The sequence below is a fragment of the Allobosea sp. NPDC003192 genome, from assembly GCF_050275675.1.
Taxonomy (GTDB): domain Bacteria; phylum Pseudomonadota; class Alphaproteobacteria; order Rhizobiales; family Beijerinckiaceae; genus Allobosea.
Genome location: NZ_JBNNPK010000010.1, coordinates 64928 through 84801 on the forward strand (window position 1 = coordinate 64928; position 19874 = coordinate 84801).

The 19874-nt window shown below is 66.3% G+C and carries 20 protein-coding genes and 1 riboswitch; of the genes, 14 read left to right on the forward strand and 6 right to left on the reverse strand.

Features of this window, described 5'->3' with window-relative positions:
• Window positions 1-30: 30 nt before the first annotated feature.
• Complete coding sequence (locus ACQKLX_RS15265) at window positions 31-444, forward strand: (R)-mandelonitrile lyase (protein ID WP_427362416.1); 414 nt, start codon at window positions 31-33, stop codon at window positions 442-444.
• Window positions 445-473: 29 nt separating this feature from the next.
• Here the strand turns inward: ACQKLX_RS15265 and minE are convergent, their stop codons facing one another.
• Genes minE through minC form a run of 3 tightly spaced genes read right to left on the reverse strand, consistent with a single transcriptional unit; the run spans window position 474 to window position 2338 of the window.
• Complete coding sequence (gene minE, locus ACQKLX_RS15270) at window positions 474-737, reverse strand: cell division topological specificity factor MinE (protein WP_427362417.1); 264 nt, start codon at window positions 735-737, stop codon at window positions 474-476.
• Entirely contained in the window at window positions 734-1549 is an 816-nt protein-coding gene (gene minD, locus ACQKLX_RS15275; protein WP_427362418.1) for a septum site-determining protein MinD, read from the reverse strand. Before minD ends, minE begins: the two co-directional genes overlap by 4 nt.
• 39 nt (window positions 1550-1588) lie before the next feature.
• Entirely contained in the window at window positions 1589-2338 is a 750-nt protein-coding gene (gene minC / locus ACQKLX_RS15280; protein WP_427362419.1) for a septum site-determining protein MinC, read from the reverse strand.
• A 471-nt stretch (window positions 2339-2809) separates the two neighbouring features.
• Between minC and ACQKLX_RS15285 the strand changes: the two genes are divergently transcribed.
• The 11 genes from ACQKLX_RS15285 (at window position 2810) to ACQKLX_RS15335 (ending at window position 14276) form a co-directional block, all read left to right on the forward strand.
• Entirely contained in the window at window positions 2810-3469 is a 660-nt protein-coding gene (locus ACQKLX_RS15285; RefSeq protein WP_427362420.1) for a GntR family transcriptional regulator, read from the forward strand.
• 54 nt (window positions 3470-3523) lie between these two features.
• Window positions 3524-4522 carry a TRAP transporter substrate-binding protein gene (locus tag ACQKLX_RS15290; RefSeq protein WP_427362421.1) on the forward strand — a complete coding sequence of 333 codons (999 nt, stop codon included), beginning with the start codon at window positions 3524-3526 and terminating at the stop codon, window positions 4520-4522.
• A 9-nt stretch (window positions 4523-4531) separates the two neighbouring features.
• Window positions 4532-5044, forward strand: a complete 513-nt coding sequence (locus tag ACQKLX_RS15295) for a TRAP transporter small permease (RefSeq protein ID WP_427362422.1) — start codon at window positions 4532-4534, stop codon at window positions 5042-5044.
• A 5-nt stretch (window positions 5045-5049) separates the two neighbouring features.
• Window positions 5050-6324 carry a TRAP transporter large permease gene (locus tag ACQKLX_RS15300; protein WP_427362423.1) on the forward strand — a complete coding sequence of 425 codons (1275 nt, stop codon included), beginning with the start codon at window positions 5050-5052 and terminating at the stop codon, window positions 6322-6324.
• A gap of 11 nt (window positions 6325-6335) precedes the next feature.
• Window positions 6336-7517: an enolase C-terminal domain-like protein gene (locus ACQKLX_RS15305; RefSeq protein ID WP_427362424.1), complete on the forward strand. Its 1182-nt coding sequence runs from the start codon at window positions 6336-6338 to the stop codon at window positions 7515-7517.
• A gap of 59 nt (window positions 7518-7576) precedes the next feature.
• A complete protein-coding gene (locus ACQKLX_RS15310; RefSeq protein ID WP_427362425.1) occupies window positions 7577-8203 on the forward strand; it encodes a DUF1345 domain-containing protein in 627 nt (208 codons plus the stop codon).
• Window positions 8204-8505: 302 nt separating this feature from the next.
• Window positions 8506-10212, forward strand: coding sequence for a cis-3-hydroxy-L-proline dehydratase (gene lhpI, locus ACQKLX_RS15315; RefSeq protein ID WP_427362426.1), 1707 nt, complete (start codon window positions 8506-8508; stop codon window positions 10210-10212).
• Window positions 10213-10247: 35 nt separating this feature from the next.
• Window positions 10248-10559, forward strand: a riboswitch (cobalamin riboswitch).
• Window positions 10560-10799: 240 nt separating this feature from the next.
• On the forward strand, window positions 10800-11807 hold the full coding sequence (locus ACQKLX_RS15320) for an ABC transporter substrate-binding protein (RefSeq protein ID WP_427362550.1): 1008 nt from the start codon (window positions 10800-10802) through the stop codon (window positions 11805-11807).
• Entirely contained in the window at window positions 11804-12847 is a 1044-nt protein-coding gene (locus tag ACQKLX_RS15325; protein WP_427362427.1) for a FecCD family ABC transporter permease, read from the forward strand. Before ACQKLX_RS15320 ends, ACQKLX_RS15325 begins: the two co-directional genes overlap by 4 nt.
• On the forward strand, window positions 12844-13623 hold the full coding sequence (locus ACQKLX_RS15330) for an ABC transporter ATP-binding protein (RefSeq protein ID WP_427362428.1): 780 nt from the start codon (window positions 12844-12846) through the stop codon (window positions 13621-13623). The genes ACQKLX_RS15325 and ACQKLX_RS15330 overlap by 4 nt, the downstream gene beginning before the upstream one ends.
• Window positions 13620-14276: a class I SAM-dependent methyltransferase gene (locus ACQKLX_RS15335; protein WP_427362429.1), complete on the forward strand. Its 657-nt coding sequence runs from the start codon at window positions 13620-13622 to the stop codon at window positions 14274-14276. Before ACQKLX_RS15330 ends, ACQKLX_RS15335 begins: the two co-directional genes overlap by 4 nt.
• A gap of 33 nt (window positions 14277-14309) precedes the next feature.
• On the opposite strand, the gene ACQKLX_RS15340 is transcribed toward ACQKLX_RS15335, so the two are convergent.
• The 3 genes from ACQKLX_RS15340 to ACQKLX_RS15350 are packed head-to-tail and all read right to left on the reverse strand — an operon-like array spanning window position 14310 to window position 17244.
• Complete coding sequence (locus ACQKLX_RS15340; RefSeq protein WP_427362430.1) at window positions 14310-15812, reverse strand: tripartite tricarboxylate transporter permease; 1503 nt, start codon at window positions 15810-15812, stop codon at window positions 14310-14312.
• Window positions 15813-16238 carry a tripartite tricarboxylate transporter TctB family protein gene (locus ACQKLX_RS15345; protein WP_427362431.1) on the reverse strand — a complete coding sequence of 142 codons (426 nt, stop codon included), beginning with the start codon at window positions 16236-16238 and terminating at the stop codon, window positions 15813-15815.
• A 34-nt stretch (window positions 16239-16272) separates the two neighbouring features.
• On the reverse strand, window positions 16273-17244 hold the full coding sequence (locus ACQKLX_RS15350; RefSeq protein ID WP_427362432.1) for a Bug family tripartite tricarboxylate transporter substrate binding protein: 972 nt from the start codon (window positions 17242-17244) through the stop codon (window positions 16273-16275).
• Between the two features lie 210 nt (window positions 17245-17454).
• Between ACQKLX_RS15350 and ACQKLX_RS15355 the strand changes: the two genes are divergently transcribed.
• Window positions 17455-18906 carry a bifunctional 2-methylcitrate dehydratase/aconitate hydratase gene (locus ACQKLX_RS15355; RefSeq protein WP_427362433.1) on the forward strand — a complete coding sequence of 484 codons (1452 nt, stop codon included), beginning with the start codon at window positions 17455-17457 and terminating at the stop codon, window positions 18904-18906.
• A 6-nt stretch (window positions 18907-18912) separates the two neighbouring features.
• A complete protein-coding gene (gene prpB / locus ACQKLX_RS15360; protein WP_427362434.1) occupies window positions 18913-19845 on the forward strand; it encodes a methylisocitrate lyase in 933 nt (310 codons plus the stop codon).
• The last annotated feature ends 29 nt before the right edge of the window (window positions 19846-19874 follow it).

Sequence of the window (19874 nt, forward strand, 5' to 3'; positions counted from 1 at the left end):
CAGGACGACCGCAGGCCCGAGGAGACAGCCATGGACATCATCCGCGCCGGAACCCGGCCATCGGCAAAAGGGCCGGGCGACTGGTTCAGCGGCACCGTCCGCATCGATCCGCTGTTCAACCCACATGCGCCAGAGCGCGTGCAGGGCGCCAGCGTCACCTTCGAGCCCGGTGCGCGTACCGCCTGGCACACCCATCCACTCGGCCAGACGCTGGTCGTCACCGCCGGCTTCGGCCGGGTACAGCGCTGGGGCGGGCCGGTCGAGGAGATCAGGCCGGGCGACGTGGTCTGGTTCCCGCCGGACGAGAAGCACTGGCACGGCGCCGGGCCGCAGACGGCGATGACGCATATCGCCGTCCAGGAAGCCAAGGACGGCAAGGTCGTCGATTGGCTGGAGAAGGTTACCGACGCCGAGTATGACGGCCGCGGCCCGGCAGTGATGTAAGGCCGGCCTTAAAAAGGAAAAGGCGGCCCTCAGGCCGCCTTCTTGCCCGCGTCGAACGGGATCTCGATGTCGACGGCCAATGTCGAGACCTGGGCGCCGCGTTCCATCCGGACGTTGACCTTGTCGCTGTCGACCTGCACATGCCGGGCGATCACCTGCAGGATCTCGTCGCGCAATTTGGTGACGAGGTCGGAGCCGTCGGAGGACAGGCGCTCATGGGCGAGCAGGACCTGCAGGCGCTCGCGTGCGGCCGGAGCCGACTGGGTGCGGAAGAAGAGACGACGCAGGTTCATGCCGCTTTCCTTCCGAAGATCTTGCCGAAGAAGCCGCGCTTCTCGCCGGGGATGGTGACGGGCAGGCTCTCGCCCTTGAGCCGACGGACCGCGTCGAAATAGGCGAGGGCCGGGGCGCTGCGCTCATCCGCCAGGGTGACCGGCGAGCCGATATTGGAGGCGCGCAGCACGTCCATGCTCTCGGGGATGATGCCGAGCAGCGGGATCGACAGGATCTCGAGGACGTCGTCGACCTTGAGCATGTCGCCGCGCTCGGCCCGGGCGGGGTCGTAGCGGGTGAGGAGCAGGTGCTTCTCGATGCGCTCGCCGGCCTCGGCCTTCGCCGTCTTCGAATCGAGCAGGCCGATGATGCGGTCGGAATCGCGCACCGAAGAGACTTCCGGGTTGGTCACGACGATCGCGATGTCGGCATGGCGCATGGCGAGGGTGGCGCCGCGCTCGATGCCGGCCGGACTGTCGCAGATCACCCAGTCGAAATGGGTCCTGAGCGCACCGATGACCTTCTCGACGCCCTCGGCGGTGAGGTTGTCCTTGTCGCGCGTCTGCGAGGCCGGCAGCAGATAGAGCGATTCCAGCCGTTTGTCGCGGATCAGCGCCTGCGTCAGCTTGGCCTCGCCCTGGATGACGTTGACGAGGTCGTAGACCACGCGCCGCTCTGCGCCCATGACGAGGTCGAGATTGCGCAGGCCGACATCGAAGTCGACGACCACGACCTTGTCGCCGTTCTGCGCCAGCGCTGCGCCGAGGGCGGCGGAGGACGTCGTCTTGCCGACGCCGCCCTTGCCCGATGTGACCACGATGACCTTGCCCATTGACCTCTCCTAGTTCCTGGGGACGCGCCGTCTGTCGATTTAAGCCATTGACCCGGCCGTGAAGGTCTCGCCTTCCAGCCAGAATTGGGCGGGCTTGCCGCGCAGGCCGGGCTCGAGGTCCTCGGCCGTCTTGTAGAAGCCGTCGATGGCGACCATCTCGGCTTCGAGCTTGCGGCAGAAGATGCGCGCGGCGGCGTTGCCGAGCGTGCCCGCCATCGCCCGGCCGCGTAGCGTGCCGTAGATGTGGATCGAGCCGCCGGCGATGACCTCGGCGCCGGAGGCGACCGAGCCGAGGATGGTGATGTCGCCCTCGGTAAAGATGGATTGTCCGGAACGCACCGGTTGGGTCACGACAAGCGAGGCCGGCGCACCCGTGGTGGGCAGCGGCGCGGCGGGCATGTCGGTCACGTTCTCGATCGCAGCGGGGGCAGGGGGCTCGTTGACCGGTGTCGCCGCAGGCTCCTCGATGTCGCCGGTCGCCTTACCGCCCGACATGGCCGGTGGCAGGTCGGCCCCGAGCATGGAGGGGCGGGCGCCCTCGATGCCCATGATCCGGACATTGCGGGTGCCGAGCTTGCCGACGAGATCGCGCAGCTGGGCGCGGTCGATCTCCAGCCCTTCGACGTCCAGCACCACCGGCCGCCGCAGGAAGAAACCGGCGGAGCGGCCGGCGAGATCGTCGAGCCGCACCAGCCAATCCTCGAAAGGCAGCTCCGGTGTCAGCGTCAGCGCAAGGTAGGAACGCCCCTTGAGGCGGATCGGCCGGGGTTGGGTTAACACGGCGGTCATCTTGGTAAATTTTCGGTTCCTCAGATGTAGGAATCGAATGGTTAACGAGCAGTAAATCGCCTGGGCTCCATATGGGGAGAAGTCGTCAGCGCATGCCACGTTTGTGGATGAAACTCATTTATTTTCAAGGTATTGAGGCGTTGGTTGCGCTGGTGCCACGAAGCTGGGGATGTGGCCGGGCCGGTGGTTGAAGCGCTTCTGGCCGTATGATCGCGAAGGGGTGTCCTTGGCTGCGGCTTTCACCCTCGCGGAGACGGTAGGGCCTGAGAATGCTGCGGTTTGTTCCGCTAGCGAGCGATGCCGAGCCGTCGATTCCGACAGGGGATGGTCAGCAGAATCGCATGATTCGATTCGCACTCAGCTTGAGTCGGCGGTCGATCGCGTGCCGCCGGTTTCGTCAGCCCCGCGGGTTGACTCTGCGGATAGCCCGTCTCAGGATCATGCACGATCCAAGATATAGGATATGAAAGTTTGAGTGGAGCGCGCAAGATCGAGCGGGTCGTGCTCGGCGACCAGGTCTACGAGGCGATCAAGGAGCGCATCCTCGATCAGGCCTATGCGCCTGGCGAGAAGCTCAATGTCGACGGGCTGGCGCGCGAGCTTCAGGTCTCCTCGACGCCGATCCGCGAGGCGCTGGCGCGGCTTGTCGCCGAGGGGCTGGTCAAGGCCGAGCCCTTCATCGGTTTCGCCACCGCGCCCCTGCCGGACCAGCGCTATTACGAGGACATCTACACCTTCCGCGGCGTGATCGAGCCCTGGGCGGCGGCCGAGGCGGCCAGGCGCCGGCCCGGCCCGGATGTCATCCAGGCGCTGCGTGACGAGGTCGCGGTCATGATGGCGGGCGCGCCCTCACGCGAATACCGCAGCCATCGCGGCTTCACCGAGGGCGACGACCGCTTCCACCGCATCATCTTGCAGGCCGCTGGCAACCAGGTCGCGCTCAAGAGCTATGACGACCTGCGCTTCCACCTGCACATCTCGCGCCTCTACCTGACGCGCGAGCAGGATGTCGGCCTGACCCATCAGGAACATTTCCGCATCGTCGATGCGCTCGAAGCGGGTGATCCCGACGCCGCGGCGCAAGCGATGCGCCTGCATCTCGAAGGCTCTTACGAGCGGCTGATCAAATAGCTGCAACTGCCCCGAGGCCGAAAACGGCCCGGTTCAACATCAGGGAGGACAAGCATGATCTTGAAACGCATCGCCGTAGCGGCCTTGATCGCCGGCAGCTTCATCGCCGGCGCGGCACAGGCGCAGACCCTGCGCTTCGGCCACGCCAACACCACCGCCGAGATCGCCGGCGAGCTCTTCCAGGAATTCGCCGAGCGGGTGAACAAGGGCACGGGCGGCGCCGTCACCATCCGCGTCTTCCCGGCTGAGCAGCTTGGCAAGGAGGTCGATCTCTTCAAGCAGGTCAAGGAAGGCGCGCTCGACCTCTCCGCGCCTTCGATGGCCGCTGCCTCCTCGCTGGTGCCGGCGCTGGAAATCCCGAGCGCGCCCTTCCTCTGGAAGGACTGGACCGAGGCTGAAGCCGTCATTCGCTCCGACGCCTTCGATCCGATTTTCGACGAGCTGCGCGACAAGCACAACATCGTGCCGGTCAGCCGCATCTGGTACTGGGGCTGGCGCAACATGACGACGCTCGACCGCGCCGTGAAGAAGCCCGAGGACCTGCAGGGCCTGAAGATCCGCGTGCCGGAGAGCCCGGTCTGGGTCGAGATGATCAAGGCCTATGGCGCGGCGCCGACGCCGGTGCCCTTCGGCGAGGTCTACACCGCGCTGCAGCAGAAGACGGTCGACGGACAGGAGAATCCGATCCCGACGATCTTCTCGCGCAAGTTCTACGAGGTGCAGGGCTTCGTCGCGATGACCAAGCACATGCTCCAGAACAACATGATCGTCATCAACAAGGACAGCCTCGCCAAGCTCAAGCCCGAGCATCGCGAGGTGCTGTTCGCGGAAGCTGCCCGCGCCTCGGCGATGAACACCTATCTCCAGCAGAAGCGCGAAGCCTCGATGCTGGAGGACATCCGCAAGTCCGGCCGCTCCAAGATCATCGAGGATGTCGATCGGGACGCCTTCGCCGCCAAGTCCAAGGTCGTCGCCACCGCGATGGAAGGCCGTTGGGGCAAGGCCCATCTCGACCGCGTGCTCGCCTCGATCGACAAGCAGCGCCAGCGCTAGTCCGGCACGATGACTGGCCTCAACCTGATACGGCGGCTCGACGACTGGTCGAGCTGCGTGGAGGACGCTGCCCTGGCTGTCCTCCACGCCGCCATCGCGACGCTGGTCTGCGTGGCCGTCGTCTTCCGCTATGTGCTGAGCGACCCGCTGACCTGGTCGGAGGAACTCATCCTGCTGCTCTTCGCCTGGATGGTCTTCCTCGGCATCGCCAGCGCCTTCCACGCCCGCACCCACATCATCATCGACGTCATCGTGATGTTCGCGCCGCGCTGGCTCGCCCGCGCCTTCGGCCTGCTCGCCTTCCTGGCGACGGCGGTGGTGCTGGGCACGCTGACCTTCTTCTCCTGGCGCTATCTCCAGCGTGAAATGCCGAACCTGACGCCGATGCTCGGGATCTCGGCCGGCTGGATGATCGCGCCGCTCTTCGTCGGCAGCCTGCTCTCGCTGCTGCACCTCCTGCGCAACCTGCTGGATGAGGGCCCCGCCGGCGCGCTCTGGTCCGACATCACGACGCGCGAGTAGCGGCCATGGTGACCTTGCTCCTTTGCGCCTTCGCACTGCTCATCGTCGTGGGCACGCCGATCTGGATCGCCATGGCCGGCTCGGCCCTGCTGGTGATCTTCATGGAGGGCATCCCGCTCACCGTGGCGGCGCAGCGCATCGTCGCCGGCGTGCAGTCCTTCCCGCTGCTGGCGATCCCGCTCTTCACGCTCGCGGGATCGCTGATGAACGCGTCCGGCATCTCCGAACGGCTGTTCAGCTTCACCAAGGCGCTGGTTGGCCATATCCGCGGCGGCCCTGCCCATACCCTCGTCGTCGGCGAGGTCTTCCTCTCGGGGATCTCCGGCTCGTCGGTCGCCGACACGGCCGCGGCGGCGCGGGTGTTCGTGCCGCAACTCGAGAAGATGGGCTATCCGCGCGCCTTCGGCGCCGCGCTCTCGGCGGTCGCTGGGACGCTCGGGCCGATCATCCCGCCCTCGATCCTGATGGTGGTCTATGCCTGGCAGGCGAATATTTCGCTCGGCAGCCTGTTCGTCGCCGGCATCATCCCGGGCCTCGTCATGGCCGGCTGCATCATGGCGACCATCGCCATCATGGCGCTGAAGCGCGATTTCCGGCCGGCCGGAGCCTTCTCGCTGGCCAATCTCTGGACGGAATTCAGATACGCTTCGCTGGCGCTGCTGATGCCGGTGCTGATCATCGTCGGTTTCCGCGCCGGGCTCTTCACCGCGACCGAGATCGCCGGCGTCGCAGCCGCCTATTCGCTGGTCGTCGGCATGCTGGTCTATCGCACGATCCGCCTCGCCGACCTGCCGACGATCCTGATCGGCACGGCGCGCGAGACGGCGGTCATCCTCGCCATCGTCGCGGCGGCCTCGCCCTTCAGCTGGATCCTCGCCGTCGATCAGGCGCCCCAGCTCGTCACCGATTTCATGAAGTCGATCTCGACCGACCCGATGGTCGTGCTGCTGATCCTGAACATCGCCCTGCTGATCGCCGGCATGTTCATGGAGACGATCGCGATCATGATCATCCTGGTGCCGATCCTCTTGCCGCTGCTGACGGCATTGCAGATCGACCTCGTGCATTTCGGCATCGTTCTGCTGGTCAATCTCGTCATCGGCCAGGTCACGCCGCCGGTCGGGGTGCTCTGCTTCGTCGCCATGGCGATCACCCGTGAGAAGCTCGGGCCGCTCTTCCGCGAGCTCTGGCCTTTCCTGATCGCGCTGATCGTCGCCCTCGCCATCATCACCTATGTGCCCGCGCTCAGCCTGTGGCTGCCGCGCGTCGCCGGTTTCTAAGGGAATTTCCCATGACCAGGATCAGCGAAGTCGAGATCGTCGAATTCTCGTTCGAGGCCAGGAATCTCGGGCCGTCCGCCGAGAACGCCCGCGCCGTCTACAATATCGGCTACAAGCCCAATTCCGAGCTGCGACTGACCAAGTTCGCCGTGATCATCCGCAGCGAGGACGGCGCCGAGGGGCAATACGTCATGCACTGGGGCGGCACCCGCGCCACCATGGCGCAGACGCTTTCGCTCGCGCCCAACATCCTCGGCCGTGATCCCGATCACCGTGAGGAGATCTGGAACGACATGAAGCGCGAGCTGCGCCAGCATGACGGCATGGGCATCGGGCCGATCGACATCGCGCTCTGGGACCTCGCCGGCAAGCGCTTCGGCGCCTCGGTCTCGCAACTGCTCGGCGGCTACCGCACGAAGCTCAAGACCTATGCCTCGACCTATCATGGCGACCGCAATGGCGGGCTCGACAGCAAGGAGGCCTTCGTCGACTTCGCCGAGCACTGCTATGATCTCGGCTATCGCGCCTTCAAGGTCCATGGCTGGCACGATGGCGATGCGCGCGAGGAGGCCGCCAACGTGCTGCATGTCGCCAAGGCCGTCGGCGACCGGATGACCCTGATGCTCGACCCCGCCAACGAGCTTCGGACCTTCGCCGATGCACTCTATGTCGGGCGCGCCTGCGACGAGGGCAATTACTTCTGGTACGAGGACCCGATGCGCGATTGCGGCGTCTCGGCCTTCGCCCACAAGAAGCTGCGCGAGATGCTGAAGACGCCGATCCTGCAGACCGAATATCTGCGCGGATTCGAGCCCAAGGCCGATTTCCTGATCAATGGCGGCACCGACGCGCTGCGCTCCGATCCCGAATACGATCTCGGCATCACCGGTGCGATGAAGATCGCCCATCTCGCCGAGGCCTTCGGCGTCGATGTCGAGATCCATGCCTGCGGCCCGGCCCATCGTCACTGCATGGCGGCGACCCGCAACACCAATTTCTACGAATTGGCATTGGTCGGCCCCGACTGCCCGAACGCGGTACCGCCGGTCTATGCCTGCGGCTACAGCGACCAGCTCGACGGCGTCGACAAGGATGGCTGCTTCCCGGTCCCGAGCGGCCCCGGCCTCGGCGTGACCTATGACTGGGATTACATCCGCGCCCATGAAACGGCGCGGGAGGTGTTCAAGCTGTAGCCTGTGGCGGCATTTCTTGCGTACTCTTCGAGGAGTTCGCCCGTCAGCCGGAAGCGACCATGGCCGAGGATCGCCGCATACAGTTTCTGCTGGTCGTCGCTGCCTATCTGGCGGGCTTGTGCTCGATGTTCTGGCTCGATTGGCGGCTCGCGCTCGTCATCGCCTCGAACTGCTTCTTCATCACCTATTTCACTTTGGCCGTGGCGAACCTCGACTATCTCCATGGCAAAACCCTGCGCACGATCGCTCGCAAGAGCGATTCTCCGGCCTATCTCATCCTCCTGACCACACTCGCCACGATCGCATCGGCATTACTGGCGCTTTTTCTGATTCTCGACGCCGGCAAAGATCAGCCTTGGATCTGGCTTGCGCTCGCCCTGCTGGCGGTTCCGCTCGGCTGGGCCACGATCCACACCATGGCCGCCTTCCACTATGCCCACCTGTTCTGGAAGCTGGGATCGGATGGAAAGCCCCAGCGTGGCCTTGAATTTCCGGGCGATGCCGAACCCGACGCCTGGGATTTCGTCTACTTCTCCTTCGTCATCGGCATGGCGGCCCAGACGGCCGACGTGACCATATCGGCAAAGCGCATCCGCCGGTTCGTGCTCGCTCACTCGGTCGTCGCCTATTTCTTCAACGCCGTGCTGATCGCCGCTGCCGTCAATGTCGCGGTAGCGGGAAATTGATGGCCCTTGTGGCGACGTCTGGTCGGCGGCCGTGACGTTGACCTCGCCGGTCAGCCGATGAACGGCTGTCCACGATTTGGCCGGCTGGTGTTCGCAGTCGTCCGATTCATGTTGAATCGCCTGCTCGGTCGGATTGCGAGATTTACCGCGGAAGAGGACACGGCCTCAAATCATCTGATGACGGATACTGGACGAAGGGCGGGCTTCAATACGCACCTTCCATTCGGTGATATCACCAACCGAGAGGGTGGTATCGCGCACCGGCCTCGTTCCAGTTCTGCCCCCTTTTGTCGATCCGCGAGATGAGCTCAGCTTTGAGACAGGATATCGGGATCGCAGTCGTCCCCGGAGACGCCGCCGGGCCGGTCATCACCCTCGGCGAACCCCTGAGCTTCTGGGGCGGTGTCGATCCGTCCTCGGGGAGGGTGATCGACGTTCACCACCTCTCGCATGGTGCCTCGCTCGTCGGCGCGATCGTGCTGATGCCGACAAGTCGCGGCTCCTGTTCTGGCTCGGGTGTGCTGCTGGAGCTCGCGCTCTCCGGCAAGAATCCCGCAGCCCTGGTCTTCGCCGGTCCCGAGGACACGCTGACGCTCGGGGCGATCGTCGCCTCCGAGATGTTCGGGCGGCGCATCCCGATCATCCGCCTCTCGGAGGAGGCCTTCGCGGCCTTATCCTCTGCGACGGAGGCGACGATTACGCTGGATGGCATGGTGGCCGATGGCGGGCGCATTCGGGTCGCTCTCACGACTGCGGCGCAGGAGGTGTTGCAGCTCTCCGCGGCCGATCGCCATATGCTCGACGGCAATGACGGGATCGCCGCTCAGCAGGCCATGCGCATCCTCGTTGCCATGGCGAGCCAGCAGGGCGCGCGAGCGCTCGTCGATGTCACGCGGGCGCATGTCGATGGCTGCATCTATGCCGGCCCGGCCAATCTGGTCTTCGCCGAGAAGATGGGGGAGCTCGGTGCGCGTGTCCGCGTCCCAACGACGATGAACGCGATCTCGGTCGATCATGCGAACTGGCGCCACCAGGGCGTCGCGCCGGAGTTTGGCGAGCCTGCGGCGCGCCTCGCTGATGCCTATGTCCGCATGGGCTGCCAGGCGAGCTTCACCTGCGCACCCTATGCCTTGCCGGACCCGCCCGGTTTCGGCGAGGCGATCGGCTGGTCGGAATCGAATGCGGTGATCTTCGCCAATTCCGTGCTCGGCGCCCGCACTGCGAAGCATCCGGATTTTCTCGACTTCTGTATCGCGGTCACTGGCCGCGCGCCGCTTGCCGGCGCTTTTCTCGACGAAGGCAGACGGGCACGCCGCGCTGTCCGGGTCGAGCTGCCGGAGGGGGCAGACAGTGCGGCCTGGCCCCTGATCGGCTACCTCGTCGGTCTCGCTTCGTCCGACCGAATCCCGCTGATCAGGGGGCTCGCAAGGACACAGCCGACGCGGGACGATCTCAAGGCACTCTGCGCCGCCTTCGGCACCACCTCCGCCGCGGCCATGCTGCATGTCGAGGGGATCACGCCGGAAGCGGACAGCCTCGGCGGCAATCCCGAGGAGGAAGTCGTGATCACGCGCGAGGACCTGGCCGCGGGCTGGCGCAAGCTGAGTGGTGGACCGCCAGAAGTCGATCTCGTCGCCATAGGCAGTCCGCATGCCTCGCTCGACGAATGCCGAGCCGTCGCGGAGCGGCTCGATGGCCGCCCTCTCGCGGCGGCGCTCTCCGTCATCATCACCGCCGGGCGGGAGGTCGTCGCCGGAGCACAGGCCGATGGCACGCTGGCGAGGCTTCGGGCGAGCGGTGTCGACATCATTCCCGATCTCTGCTGGTGCTCGATCACCCGCCCTGTCTTTCCGGAGCGGGCGAAGGTGGTCCTGACCAACTCTGGAAAATACGCCCATTACGGGCCGGGGCTCTCGGGTTGCGCCGTCAGACTCGGGACGCTTGATGACTGTATCGAGGCCGCTTTGACCGGGATCGTTCCCGCGCGCTTGCCGGCCTGGCTCTCCTGAGCCTCCGGCGGGCTTGACCGCACGGCGCGGCCTTATAGGGTGGCCGCGATCGAGGTTCTCCGGATCGCATCCGGAGCTAAGAGGGAATTCGGTGAGGCACTGGGCATTGGACCGAAAAGTGGAATCCGCTTTTCGGGTGAATCCGATGCTTCGACAAAGAGATAGATCGCCACTCTGCGTCCGATAGGGCACATGGCGATCTATGGCCAAAGCCGAGGCTGCCCCCGCAACTGTAAGCGGCGAGCTCTCCGTCCATCGTCCACTGGCGCCGATATCGCGCCGGGAAGGCCGGGCGGAACCGGCACCGACCCGCGAGCCAGGAGACCTGCCCCGGTCGTCGAAGACGTCTTTCGGACGGGGTGTTCCGGAGGTGTGTGTCGATGGCGGCCATGCCCTCCATCCATCCACGCCCCTGCGCAGCTCCCCGCCCGTCATCTCGGGGAGCGATGAAATCCATGGTCACGAAGACTGCCGCCCGCGCCGTTGCGCAGAGCTTGACGGCTGCGCGCCGTCCATTCTATCAAAAATGCAACATCGTTACATTTGAGGCTTCTGCCGTGCCGACTGCGCGTCATGTTGTTCGCTTGCTGCGATGGTCCGTCGCGGCGCTGCTCGGCACTTTGGCCGCGGGGGTTGCCCAAGCCGCACCGACGCAATATCCGCTGACGCTGGAGAATTGCCGCGAGAGCGTGACCTTCACGGCGGCGCCAAAGCGCGTCGTCGCGATCGGCCAGACGCAGACGGAAATCCTTTACGCGCTCGGCCTCGGCGATCGTGTCGTCGGCACCGCCGTCTGGTTCTCGCCGGTCGCCAAGCCTTATGAGGCCGCCAACGCCAAGGTGAAGCGCCTCGCCGACAATGATCCGAGCTTCGAGGCGGTGCTCGCCCAGGAGCCCGATCTCGTCACCGCGATGTTCGAATGGCATGTCGGGCCGAACGGCATCGTCGGCAAGCGCGACCAGTTCGCCAAGGTCAAGGTGCCGACCTATGTCTCGCCGACCGATTGCGTCGGCAAGGACAATTCCGGCGCCGGCGACGGCGTGCGCACCCAGATGTTCACGATGGAGCTGGTCTACCGCAACATCCGCGAGTTCGGGCAGATTTTCGATGTCTCCGATCGCGCAGAGGTCCTCGTCGCAGAACTCAAGGCGCGCGAGGACAAGGCGGTGCAGGCCGTCGCCAGCCTCAAGGCCAGGGACGTGCCGGTCGTGGTCTGGTTCTCCAGCCGTGACATCAAGGGCGACGGCTTCATGGCCGGCAAGAACGGCGTGCCCGCCTACATCCTGTCGAAGCTCGGCGCCCGCAACATCATCGCCACCAATGAGGAATGGCCGCTGGTTGGCTGGGAGAGCATCGCTGCCGCCAACCCTGCCGTCATCGTCACCGTGAAGATGGATCGCCGCCGCTTCCCGGCCGACGACATCGAGAAGAAGCTCGACTTCCTCAAGACCGATCCCGTCGCCAGCAAGCTCGATGCGGTGAAAAACCAGCGCATCGTGATCCTGGATGTCGGAGCGACCCGCGCTGGGCTCGACACGGTCGACGGCATCGAGACGCTCGCCAAGGCGATCTCTGGCTTCGGCCTCACCCCTTGAGCCACGCTGCCCACGGCCCGAACTGGCCGGCGCGGGTCGCTATTGCGCTGGCCTCGCTCGTCGCGCTCACCTTTTCGGTGGCGCTGGCGGTGACGATCGGCGAGATGCGCATCCCGTTGGCCACGGCGCTGCGGGCGCTCGGCAATGGGCTGTTCGATCTCGGTTTCCCGGTCAGCGCGATCCAGCAGGGCGTGATCTTCGATTATCGCCTGAGCCGGGCGCTGATGGCGGGCTTGTGCGGCGGAGCGCTGGCGCTCTCGGGCGCGATCCTGCAGGCGCTGCTGCGCAACCCGCTGGCGGAACCCTATGTGCTTGGCATCTCGGCGGGCGCCTCGACCGGCGCCGTTGCGGTGCTGATCCTAGGCGTCGGCATCGGCGGCACAGCTCTGAGTGTCTCGGCCGGAGCCTTCATCGGCTCCTGTGCTGCGCTCGCCGTCGTGGCGCTGCTGGCGACGGGGGCGGGCGGGGCGAGCGATCGCGTCATCCTCGCCGGCGTCGCGACCTCGCAGCTGTTCAACGCCGCGACCGCGACCATCGTCACGACGATGGCCAGCGCCGAGCAGGCGCGCGGCGTGATGTTCTGGCTACTCGGCAATTTCGGCGGCGTGCGCTGGCCGGACCTCTGGATCGCTGCGCCGGTCGCCTTCATCGGTTTCGGCATCTGCATGCTGCACGCCAAGGCGCTCGACGCCTTCGCCTTCGGTGTCGATGCCGCCGCCTCGCTCGGCGTCGCGGTGACGCGGGTCAAGGTCGTGCTCTTCGCCACCACCGCGGTGATGACCGCGGTGATGGTCTCGATCGTCGGCACCGTCGGCTTCGTCGGCTTGATCATCCCGCATGCCGCCCGTTTCCTCGTCGGCTCCGGCCATGCCCGCCTGCTGCCGGCCTGTCTCGTCGTCGGTGCGATCTTCATGATCCTCGCCGACATCCTCTCGCGAGTGCTGATCCCGCAGCAGATCCTGCCGATCGGCGTGGTGACGGCGCTGTTCGGCGCGCCGGTCTTCGCCCTCATCCTCTACCGCACGAGGCGAGCGACATGACGCTCGCGACCCGTGAGGTGCGCTGGGGCGCTGCCGGCAAGATGATTGTCGACGGGGTGACGCTGCAGGCGGCGCCCGGCCAGGTGCTCGGCCTGATCGGGCCGAACGGCTCGGGCAAGTCGAGCCTGCTGCGACTGCTCTGCCGTCTGCGCAATGTCGCGAGCGGCGTCGTCATGCTCGACGGGCGCGACATTGCCGCCGTGCCGCGGCGCGAGCTCGCCCGCCGCCTCGCCTTCGTCGAGCAGCAGGCGACGACCGAGATCCAGCTCTCCGTCTGCGATGTCGTCCGTCTCGGCCGCACCCCGCACCGCGCCGCGCTGGCATCCTGGAACGATGCCGACGAGGCGGCCGTGAACGAGGCGCTGGCGCGGGTCGGGCTTACCGAGCGGCATGACCAGTTCTGGCACACGCTTTCGGGGGGAGAGCGCCAGCGTGTCCATATCGCCCGCGCGCTGGCGCAGGAGCCGAGCGAGCTCATCCTGGACGAGCCGACCAACCATCTCGACATCCAGCACCAGCTCTCGATTCTCGGCCTGGTTCGCCGCCTCGGCATCACCTGCATCATGGCACTGCACGACCTCAATCTCGCGGCGATGTTCTGCGACGAGATCGCATTGCTCCACGACGGGCGGCTGCAGGCGGCGGGGACGCCGGACGAGGTCCTCACCGCCGAGGCGATCCAGCGCATTTTCGGCGTTGCGGTCTCGATCGGCACGGGAGCATCAGGCCGCCGGCACATCGAATACCTGATCGAACCCGAGCGGAGGCAATCATGAAGGCGGCTGAGGCGCAGACCCAGGTTTCCGACTACTGGACCCGGCGCGCGCCGGCCTTCGACGGCGTGGCGTCCCATGTCGCGCAGGCCGGGCTCTGGCGGGATGTCCTCGCAACCGCCTTCGAAGCGGAAGGGACGAAGGACGTGGTCGATCTCGGCACTGGTACGGGCGCCTGTGCGCTCATCGCCGCGTCGCTCGGGCATCGCGTGCGGGGCTGCGACGGCTCGGAGGGCATGCTCGCCGCGGCCCGGCAGGCGGCCGAGACATCCGGGCTCGATGTCGCCTTCGAGCATGCTCTGATCGAGGAGGCCTCGTTCGCGCCTGGCTCGGCCGACATCGTGACGCTGCGCAACGTGCTCTGGACCTTGCCTGACCCGATGGCGGCTTTGCGCAAGGCTCATCTCACCCTGCGCTCGGGCGGTCTCATCCTCGTCTCGGATGGGCTCTGGTCGGTCGCGGCCCAGTATCGTTCGACCTATTCCGACGGGCTCGCCGCCAGCCTGCCGCGGCATGACGGGCTGACGGAAGACGATGCCCGTGCGATGCTCGCCGAAGCCGGCTTCGGCACGGCGCGGAGCTGGCAGCATCTGTTCCCGGCCTCGCCCTATCCCGGCGACGTGCCGATGTTCGTGCTGACGGCGCGGAAGGGCTGACGATCTCGGGTCTCCCGCCGGAAGCGGCCGAACTCAGGCTTCGCTGGGAGCCGGAGCTCGGGTCCGCTGCGCTTGCCTGACGAGTGGCCAACCTATGGCGAGCAGGGCCAGAATCCAGAGCACGATGCTCGTCGGCGTCGAGAACAGGATCTCGTAGCCGCCATCCGACAGGGAGAGCGCGCGCCGGAAATTGTCTTCCAGCAGCCGGGCGAGCACGAAGGCGAGCATCAGGGGGATCAGCGGAATGCCGACCTTGCGCATGAGGTAGGCCAGGATGCCGATCGCGGTCGTGATCAGAAGCTCGAAGGTGGAGTTCGAGACGGCATAGACGCCGGCATAGGACAAAGCGAGGATGCCGGGATAGAGGATCCAGGCCGGCACCAGCAGCAGCCGGGCGAACAGCCCGACCAGCGGCAGGTTGAGCACCAGCAGCATCAGGTTACCGATATACATCGAGGCGATCAGGCCCCAGGCCACCTCCGGGCGCTGCGTGAACAGCAGCGGGCCGGGCGTGATCGAGTACATCAGGAAGGCGCCGAGCATGACCGCCGTCGTGCCGGAACCGGGGATGCCGAGCGCCAGCATCGGCACCATCGAGCCCGTTTGCGCCGCGTTGTCGGCGGTTTCCGGCGCGGCGAGGCCACGCATGTCGCCTTTGCCGAACGTGCCCTTGTCGGAGATGCGCTTCTCGGCAGTGTAGGCCATGGCCGAGGCCACCGAGGCGCCGGTGCCCGGCAGCACGCCGAGAAAGAAGCCAAGGCCGGTCGCACGCAGCATCGCCGGCAGGCAGAAGACGATCTCCTTCAGCGTCAGCCGTGCTCCGTCGCCCGTGCGCGAAACCACGCCGCTGATCATCCCCTCTGCCAGGACGAGGATCTCGGCGACGGCGAAAAGCCCGATCGTCAGGCTGGTGAAGTCGATACCGCCGAGCAGTTCCAGCGAGCCGAAGGTGAAGCGCTCGACGCCGCTGCCGCCGTCGATGCCGATCATGGCGAGCAGCAGGCCGAGTGCCACGGCGATCCAGGTCTTCACCGCCTTGCCTTCGCTCATCGTGCCGAGCAGGGCGAAGGACAGCACCATCAGCGCCACGTAGTCGGCCGGGCCGAACGACATCGCCAGGCGCGCCAGCGGTACGGCGAGGAAAGTCATCAGGATGACGGCACTGGTGCCGCCGACGAAGCTGCCGATGCCGCTGATCGCCAGCGCCGCCGCGCCGCGCCCGGATTTGGCGAGCGGATAGCCGTCGAGCGTCGTCATCACCAGCCCGGGATCGCCGGGGATGTTGAGCAGGATCGACGAAATGCGCCCGCCATAGCCGCTGCCGTAATACAGGCCGGCGAGGAGGATCAGCGCCGTCTCCGGCGGCAGCTTCAGGGCAAAGCAGAGCGGCAGCAGCAGCGCCACTGCATTGATCGGCCCGATGCCCGGCAAGGCGCCGATCGCGGTTCCTAGCGCGACGCCGGCGAAAGCAACCGCGAGGTTGAGCGGGGTGAGCGCGACCTGGAAACCGGTCAGAAGGGCGGAAAATGCGTCCATCTAGATCCCCAGCGGTCCGCGCGGCAGCGGCAGGTCGAGCAATGTGTCGAGCAGCACGAAGAAGGTGATCGCCGTCGCGACTGCGGACACGGCCGCTGGCAGAGGCCGGGCGCGGAAGGCCAGTGATCCCGCAAAGCACAGCAGCGCGGTGGCGAGGATGAAGCCGAGCGGCAGGAGCAACAGCGGATAGATCAGGCTGGCGATGAGCACCGCCAGGGCACGCGGCCAGGTGCCGAACTCCAGCTCCACCCGGCCGGGGCGGATGGCGAGAACACAGCCGCCGAGCGCCAGGACGGCGCCGATGATCGTCGGGAACAGCCGCGGGCCGACCGGATCGGCGGCGAACGGCACGTGCAGCGTCTGCGCGTGCCAGATCGCCCCGATTCCGAGCAGGATGCAGATCAATCCGACCAGACGGTCGATCATGGCGTCATTGCCTCCGCTACCCCGGCAAGGCGAACTACTTGGCGAGGCCGACTTCGGCCGCCAGCGCGCGAAAATCGGCCGTCCGCTTCTTGGCGAAGGCATCGAAGATCGGCCCGACCATGTCGAACTCGAACAGCCCCTGCTCGGTGCGCGCCTTGTGCCAGCGCGGATCGGCATTGAGCTTGCTGAGGACGCCGGTCCAGTAGGCGTAGGACGCTTCGGGTGCCTTCGGCGGCGCATAGAAGCCGCGCACGATCGGCCATTGCACGTCGTAACCCTGTTCCTTGGCGGTCGGCACCTGCGCGAAGGCACCCGGCAGGCGCTTGTCGGAGAAGGTCGCGAGCAGGCGGATCTCGCCGGCCTCGAGCTGGCCGCGCACTTCCGAGGCATCGCCCGGGAAGAGATCGATATGCCCGCCGATCAGGGCGCCCATCGCCTCGCCGCCGCCCTCATAGGAGAGATAGCGCATCTTGCGCGGATCGACGCCAGCCGCCTTCAGGACGAGCGCCGGCTTCATCCAGTCCTGGCTGCCGACCGTGCCGCCCGCTCCGACCTTGACCGAGGCAGGATCGGTCTTCAGCGCTTCGACGACGTCGGCCAACGACTTGAAGCGGCTGTCCTTGCGCACGGCGAGCACGCCGTAATCGGCGCCGATCGCGCCGAGCCAGCGCACGTCGGCTTCACTGAAGCGGCCGAACTTGCCCTGGGCGAGATTGACCCAGGAGCCGGTCGAGACCGCGACGATGACGTTCGCATCGGCCGAGCGTTGCGCCTGGATTGCGTTGTAGGCGATCGCGCCGATGCCGCCCGGCATGTTGGTCGTGCGGATCGAGGGGCCGACGAGCCCCGTCTCGTTCAGGACGCGACTGGTCAGCCGACAGGTCAGGTCGAAGCCTCCGCCCGGCGCCGCCGGCGCGATGCATTCGGGATTCTGGGGCTTGAAATCCTGCGCCTGCGCAGCTGCCGACAGCATGACGGCGCAGCAGATGGCGATCGATGTCCTCATGACGTTCCTCCAGCTCTTGTTCTTGTCGTCGCCACCGGTTGTGCCGGATGCGCGCCGAAACCGGGATGTTGCCCGGTTCATATTATTGTCGACAATTTTTAGAGTAGTGATCTCATCACGCTTGTCAAACATCGGATCAGGTGCAATTTATGTCGACAATAAATGCCGAGCGCGGGAAGCGAGCGGCGCAATGCGAGGAATGGCCGGACGATGGCGGGCTTCAGCAACAATGAACGGCCGGCTCCTGACGGCGTCCTCGTCGACATCGCCGACTATGTGCTCGGCTATCGCGTCGACAGCGCGCTCGCCTACGAGACCGCGCGCAACTGCCTGATTGACACGCTCGGTTGCGGGCTCGAGGCGCTGGAGTATCCGGCCTGCACCAAGCTGCTCGGTCCGGTGGTGCCCGGCACGGTCGTGCCGAACGGTGCCCGCGTCCCGGGCACGCCGTATCAGCTCGATCCCATCCAGGCCGCCTTCAATCTCGGCACGATGATCCGCTGGCTCGATTTCAACGATTGCTGGCTGGCGGCGGAATGGGGCCATCCGTCAGACAATCTCGGCGGCATTCTCGTCGTGGCCGACTGGCTGTCACGGACCGCGGTAGCGGCCGGGCGCCCGGCCCTGACGATGCGCGACGTGCTGACAGCGATGATCAAGGCCCACGAGATCCAGGGCTGCCTGGCACTGGAGAACGCCTTCAACAAGGTTGGCATCGACCACGTCATCCTGGTCAAGGTCGCCTCGACCGCTGTCGTGGCCGGAATGCTCGGGCTCGATCGCGACGAGATCGTCAATGCGCTCTCGCTCGCCTTCGTCGATGGCCAGGCGCTCCGGACCTATCGCCACGCCCCCAATGCCGGCTCGCGCAAGAGCTGGGCGGCGGGCGATGCGACGAGCCGTGCCGTGAAGCTCGCCTTGATCGCGCAGACCGGCGAGATGGGTTACCCCTCGGCGCTGACGGCCAAGACCTGGGGCTTCTACGACGCGTCCTTCCGCGGTCAGAGCTTCAAGTTCCAGCGCCCCTACGGCTCCTATGTGATGGAGCACGTGCTGTTCAAGATCTCCTACCCGGCCGAGTTCCATTCGCAGACCGCGGTCGAGGCGGCGATGAGCGTGCATGAGCGCCTGCGCGAGATGGGCCGCAGCAGCGACGACATCGCCTCGATCAGAATCAGGACGCACGAGGCCTGCATCCGCATCATCGACAAGCGCGGCCCGCTGCATAATCCGGCCGATCGCGACCACACCATCCAGTACATGGTCGCCGTGCCGCTGATCTTCGGCCGGCTCACCGCCGCCGATTACGAGGACGATGTCGCTGCCGATCCGCGCATCGACGCGCTGCGCGACAAGATCGAGTGCGTCGAGGACCCCGCCTTCACCCGCGATTACCACGATCCCGAGAAGCGCTCGATCGCCAACGGCATGACCGTGACCCTGAACGACGGCATGGTGCTGCCCGAGCTGGTGGTCGAATACCCGATCGGCCACAAGCGCCGCCGTGCCGACGGCATTCCGCTGCTCGAGGCGAAGTTCCGCACCAATCTCGCCCGCCGTTTCGTTGAGAAGCGCCAGCGCCAGATCCTCGACGTCTCGCTCGACCAGGAGAAGCTCGAGGCAATGCCGGTCAACGACTACGTCGATCTCTACTGCAACTGAGTGCCCATGCCCTACCTCGTCGCCTCCGAACTCCCCACCGAGCCCGCCGGCCTGCGCTTCCGGGCGCTGGTCGAGCGCGGCGGCATCCTGCGCCTGCCCGGCGCCCATAACGGCATGGCCGCGCTACAGGCCAAGGCTGCCGGATTCGAGGGCCTGTATCTCTCGGGCGCGGCGATGACCGCGTCGATGGGCTTGCCCGATCTCGGCATCATCACCGTCGACGAGGTCGCCTTCTTCATCCGCCAGATCGCCCGCGCCTCGGGTCTGCCGCTGCTGGTCGATGGCGATACTGGCTATGGCGAGGCGCTCAATGTCATGCACATGGTCCGCGTCTTCGAGGAAGCCGGCGCCGGCGCCGTCCATATCGAGGACCAGCTGCTGCCGAAGAAATGCGGCCATCTCAACGACAAGAAGCTCGCTGACATCAATGACATGGCGGCCAAGGTCGCCGCTGCCGCGAAGGCGCGCCGGCATCTCTATGTGATCGCCCGCACCGATGCTGCGGCGAGCGAAGGCATCGACGGCGCGGTCGCCCGCGCCAGGCTCTATCTCGAGGCCGGAGCCGATGCGATCTTCCCGGAGGCGTTGAACACGGCCGAGATGTTCCGCGAATTCGCCAGGCGCGTGCCCGGCGTGCCGCTGCTCGCCAACATGACCGAGTTCGGCCGCACGCCCTTCTTCACCGCCGATGAGTTCGAGGCGATGGGCTATCGCATGGTGATCTGGCCGGTCTCCTCGCTGCGCGTCGCCAACAAGGCGCAGCAGCGGCTCTATGCGGCGCTGGCCCGCGATGGCGGCACTCACGCCATGGTCGAGCAGATGCAGACACGTGCCGAGCTCTACGGAACCATCGGCCTGCACGACTACGAGGCGCTCGACGCCTCGATCATCGAAACGATCATCCCCGAGGGCATGCCGCAGCGCGAGCGCGGCGCCTGACGACGACATCCGCGCCCGGCGCGGCAAGA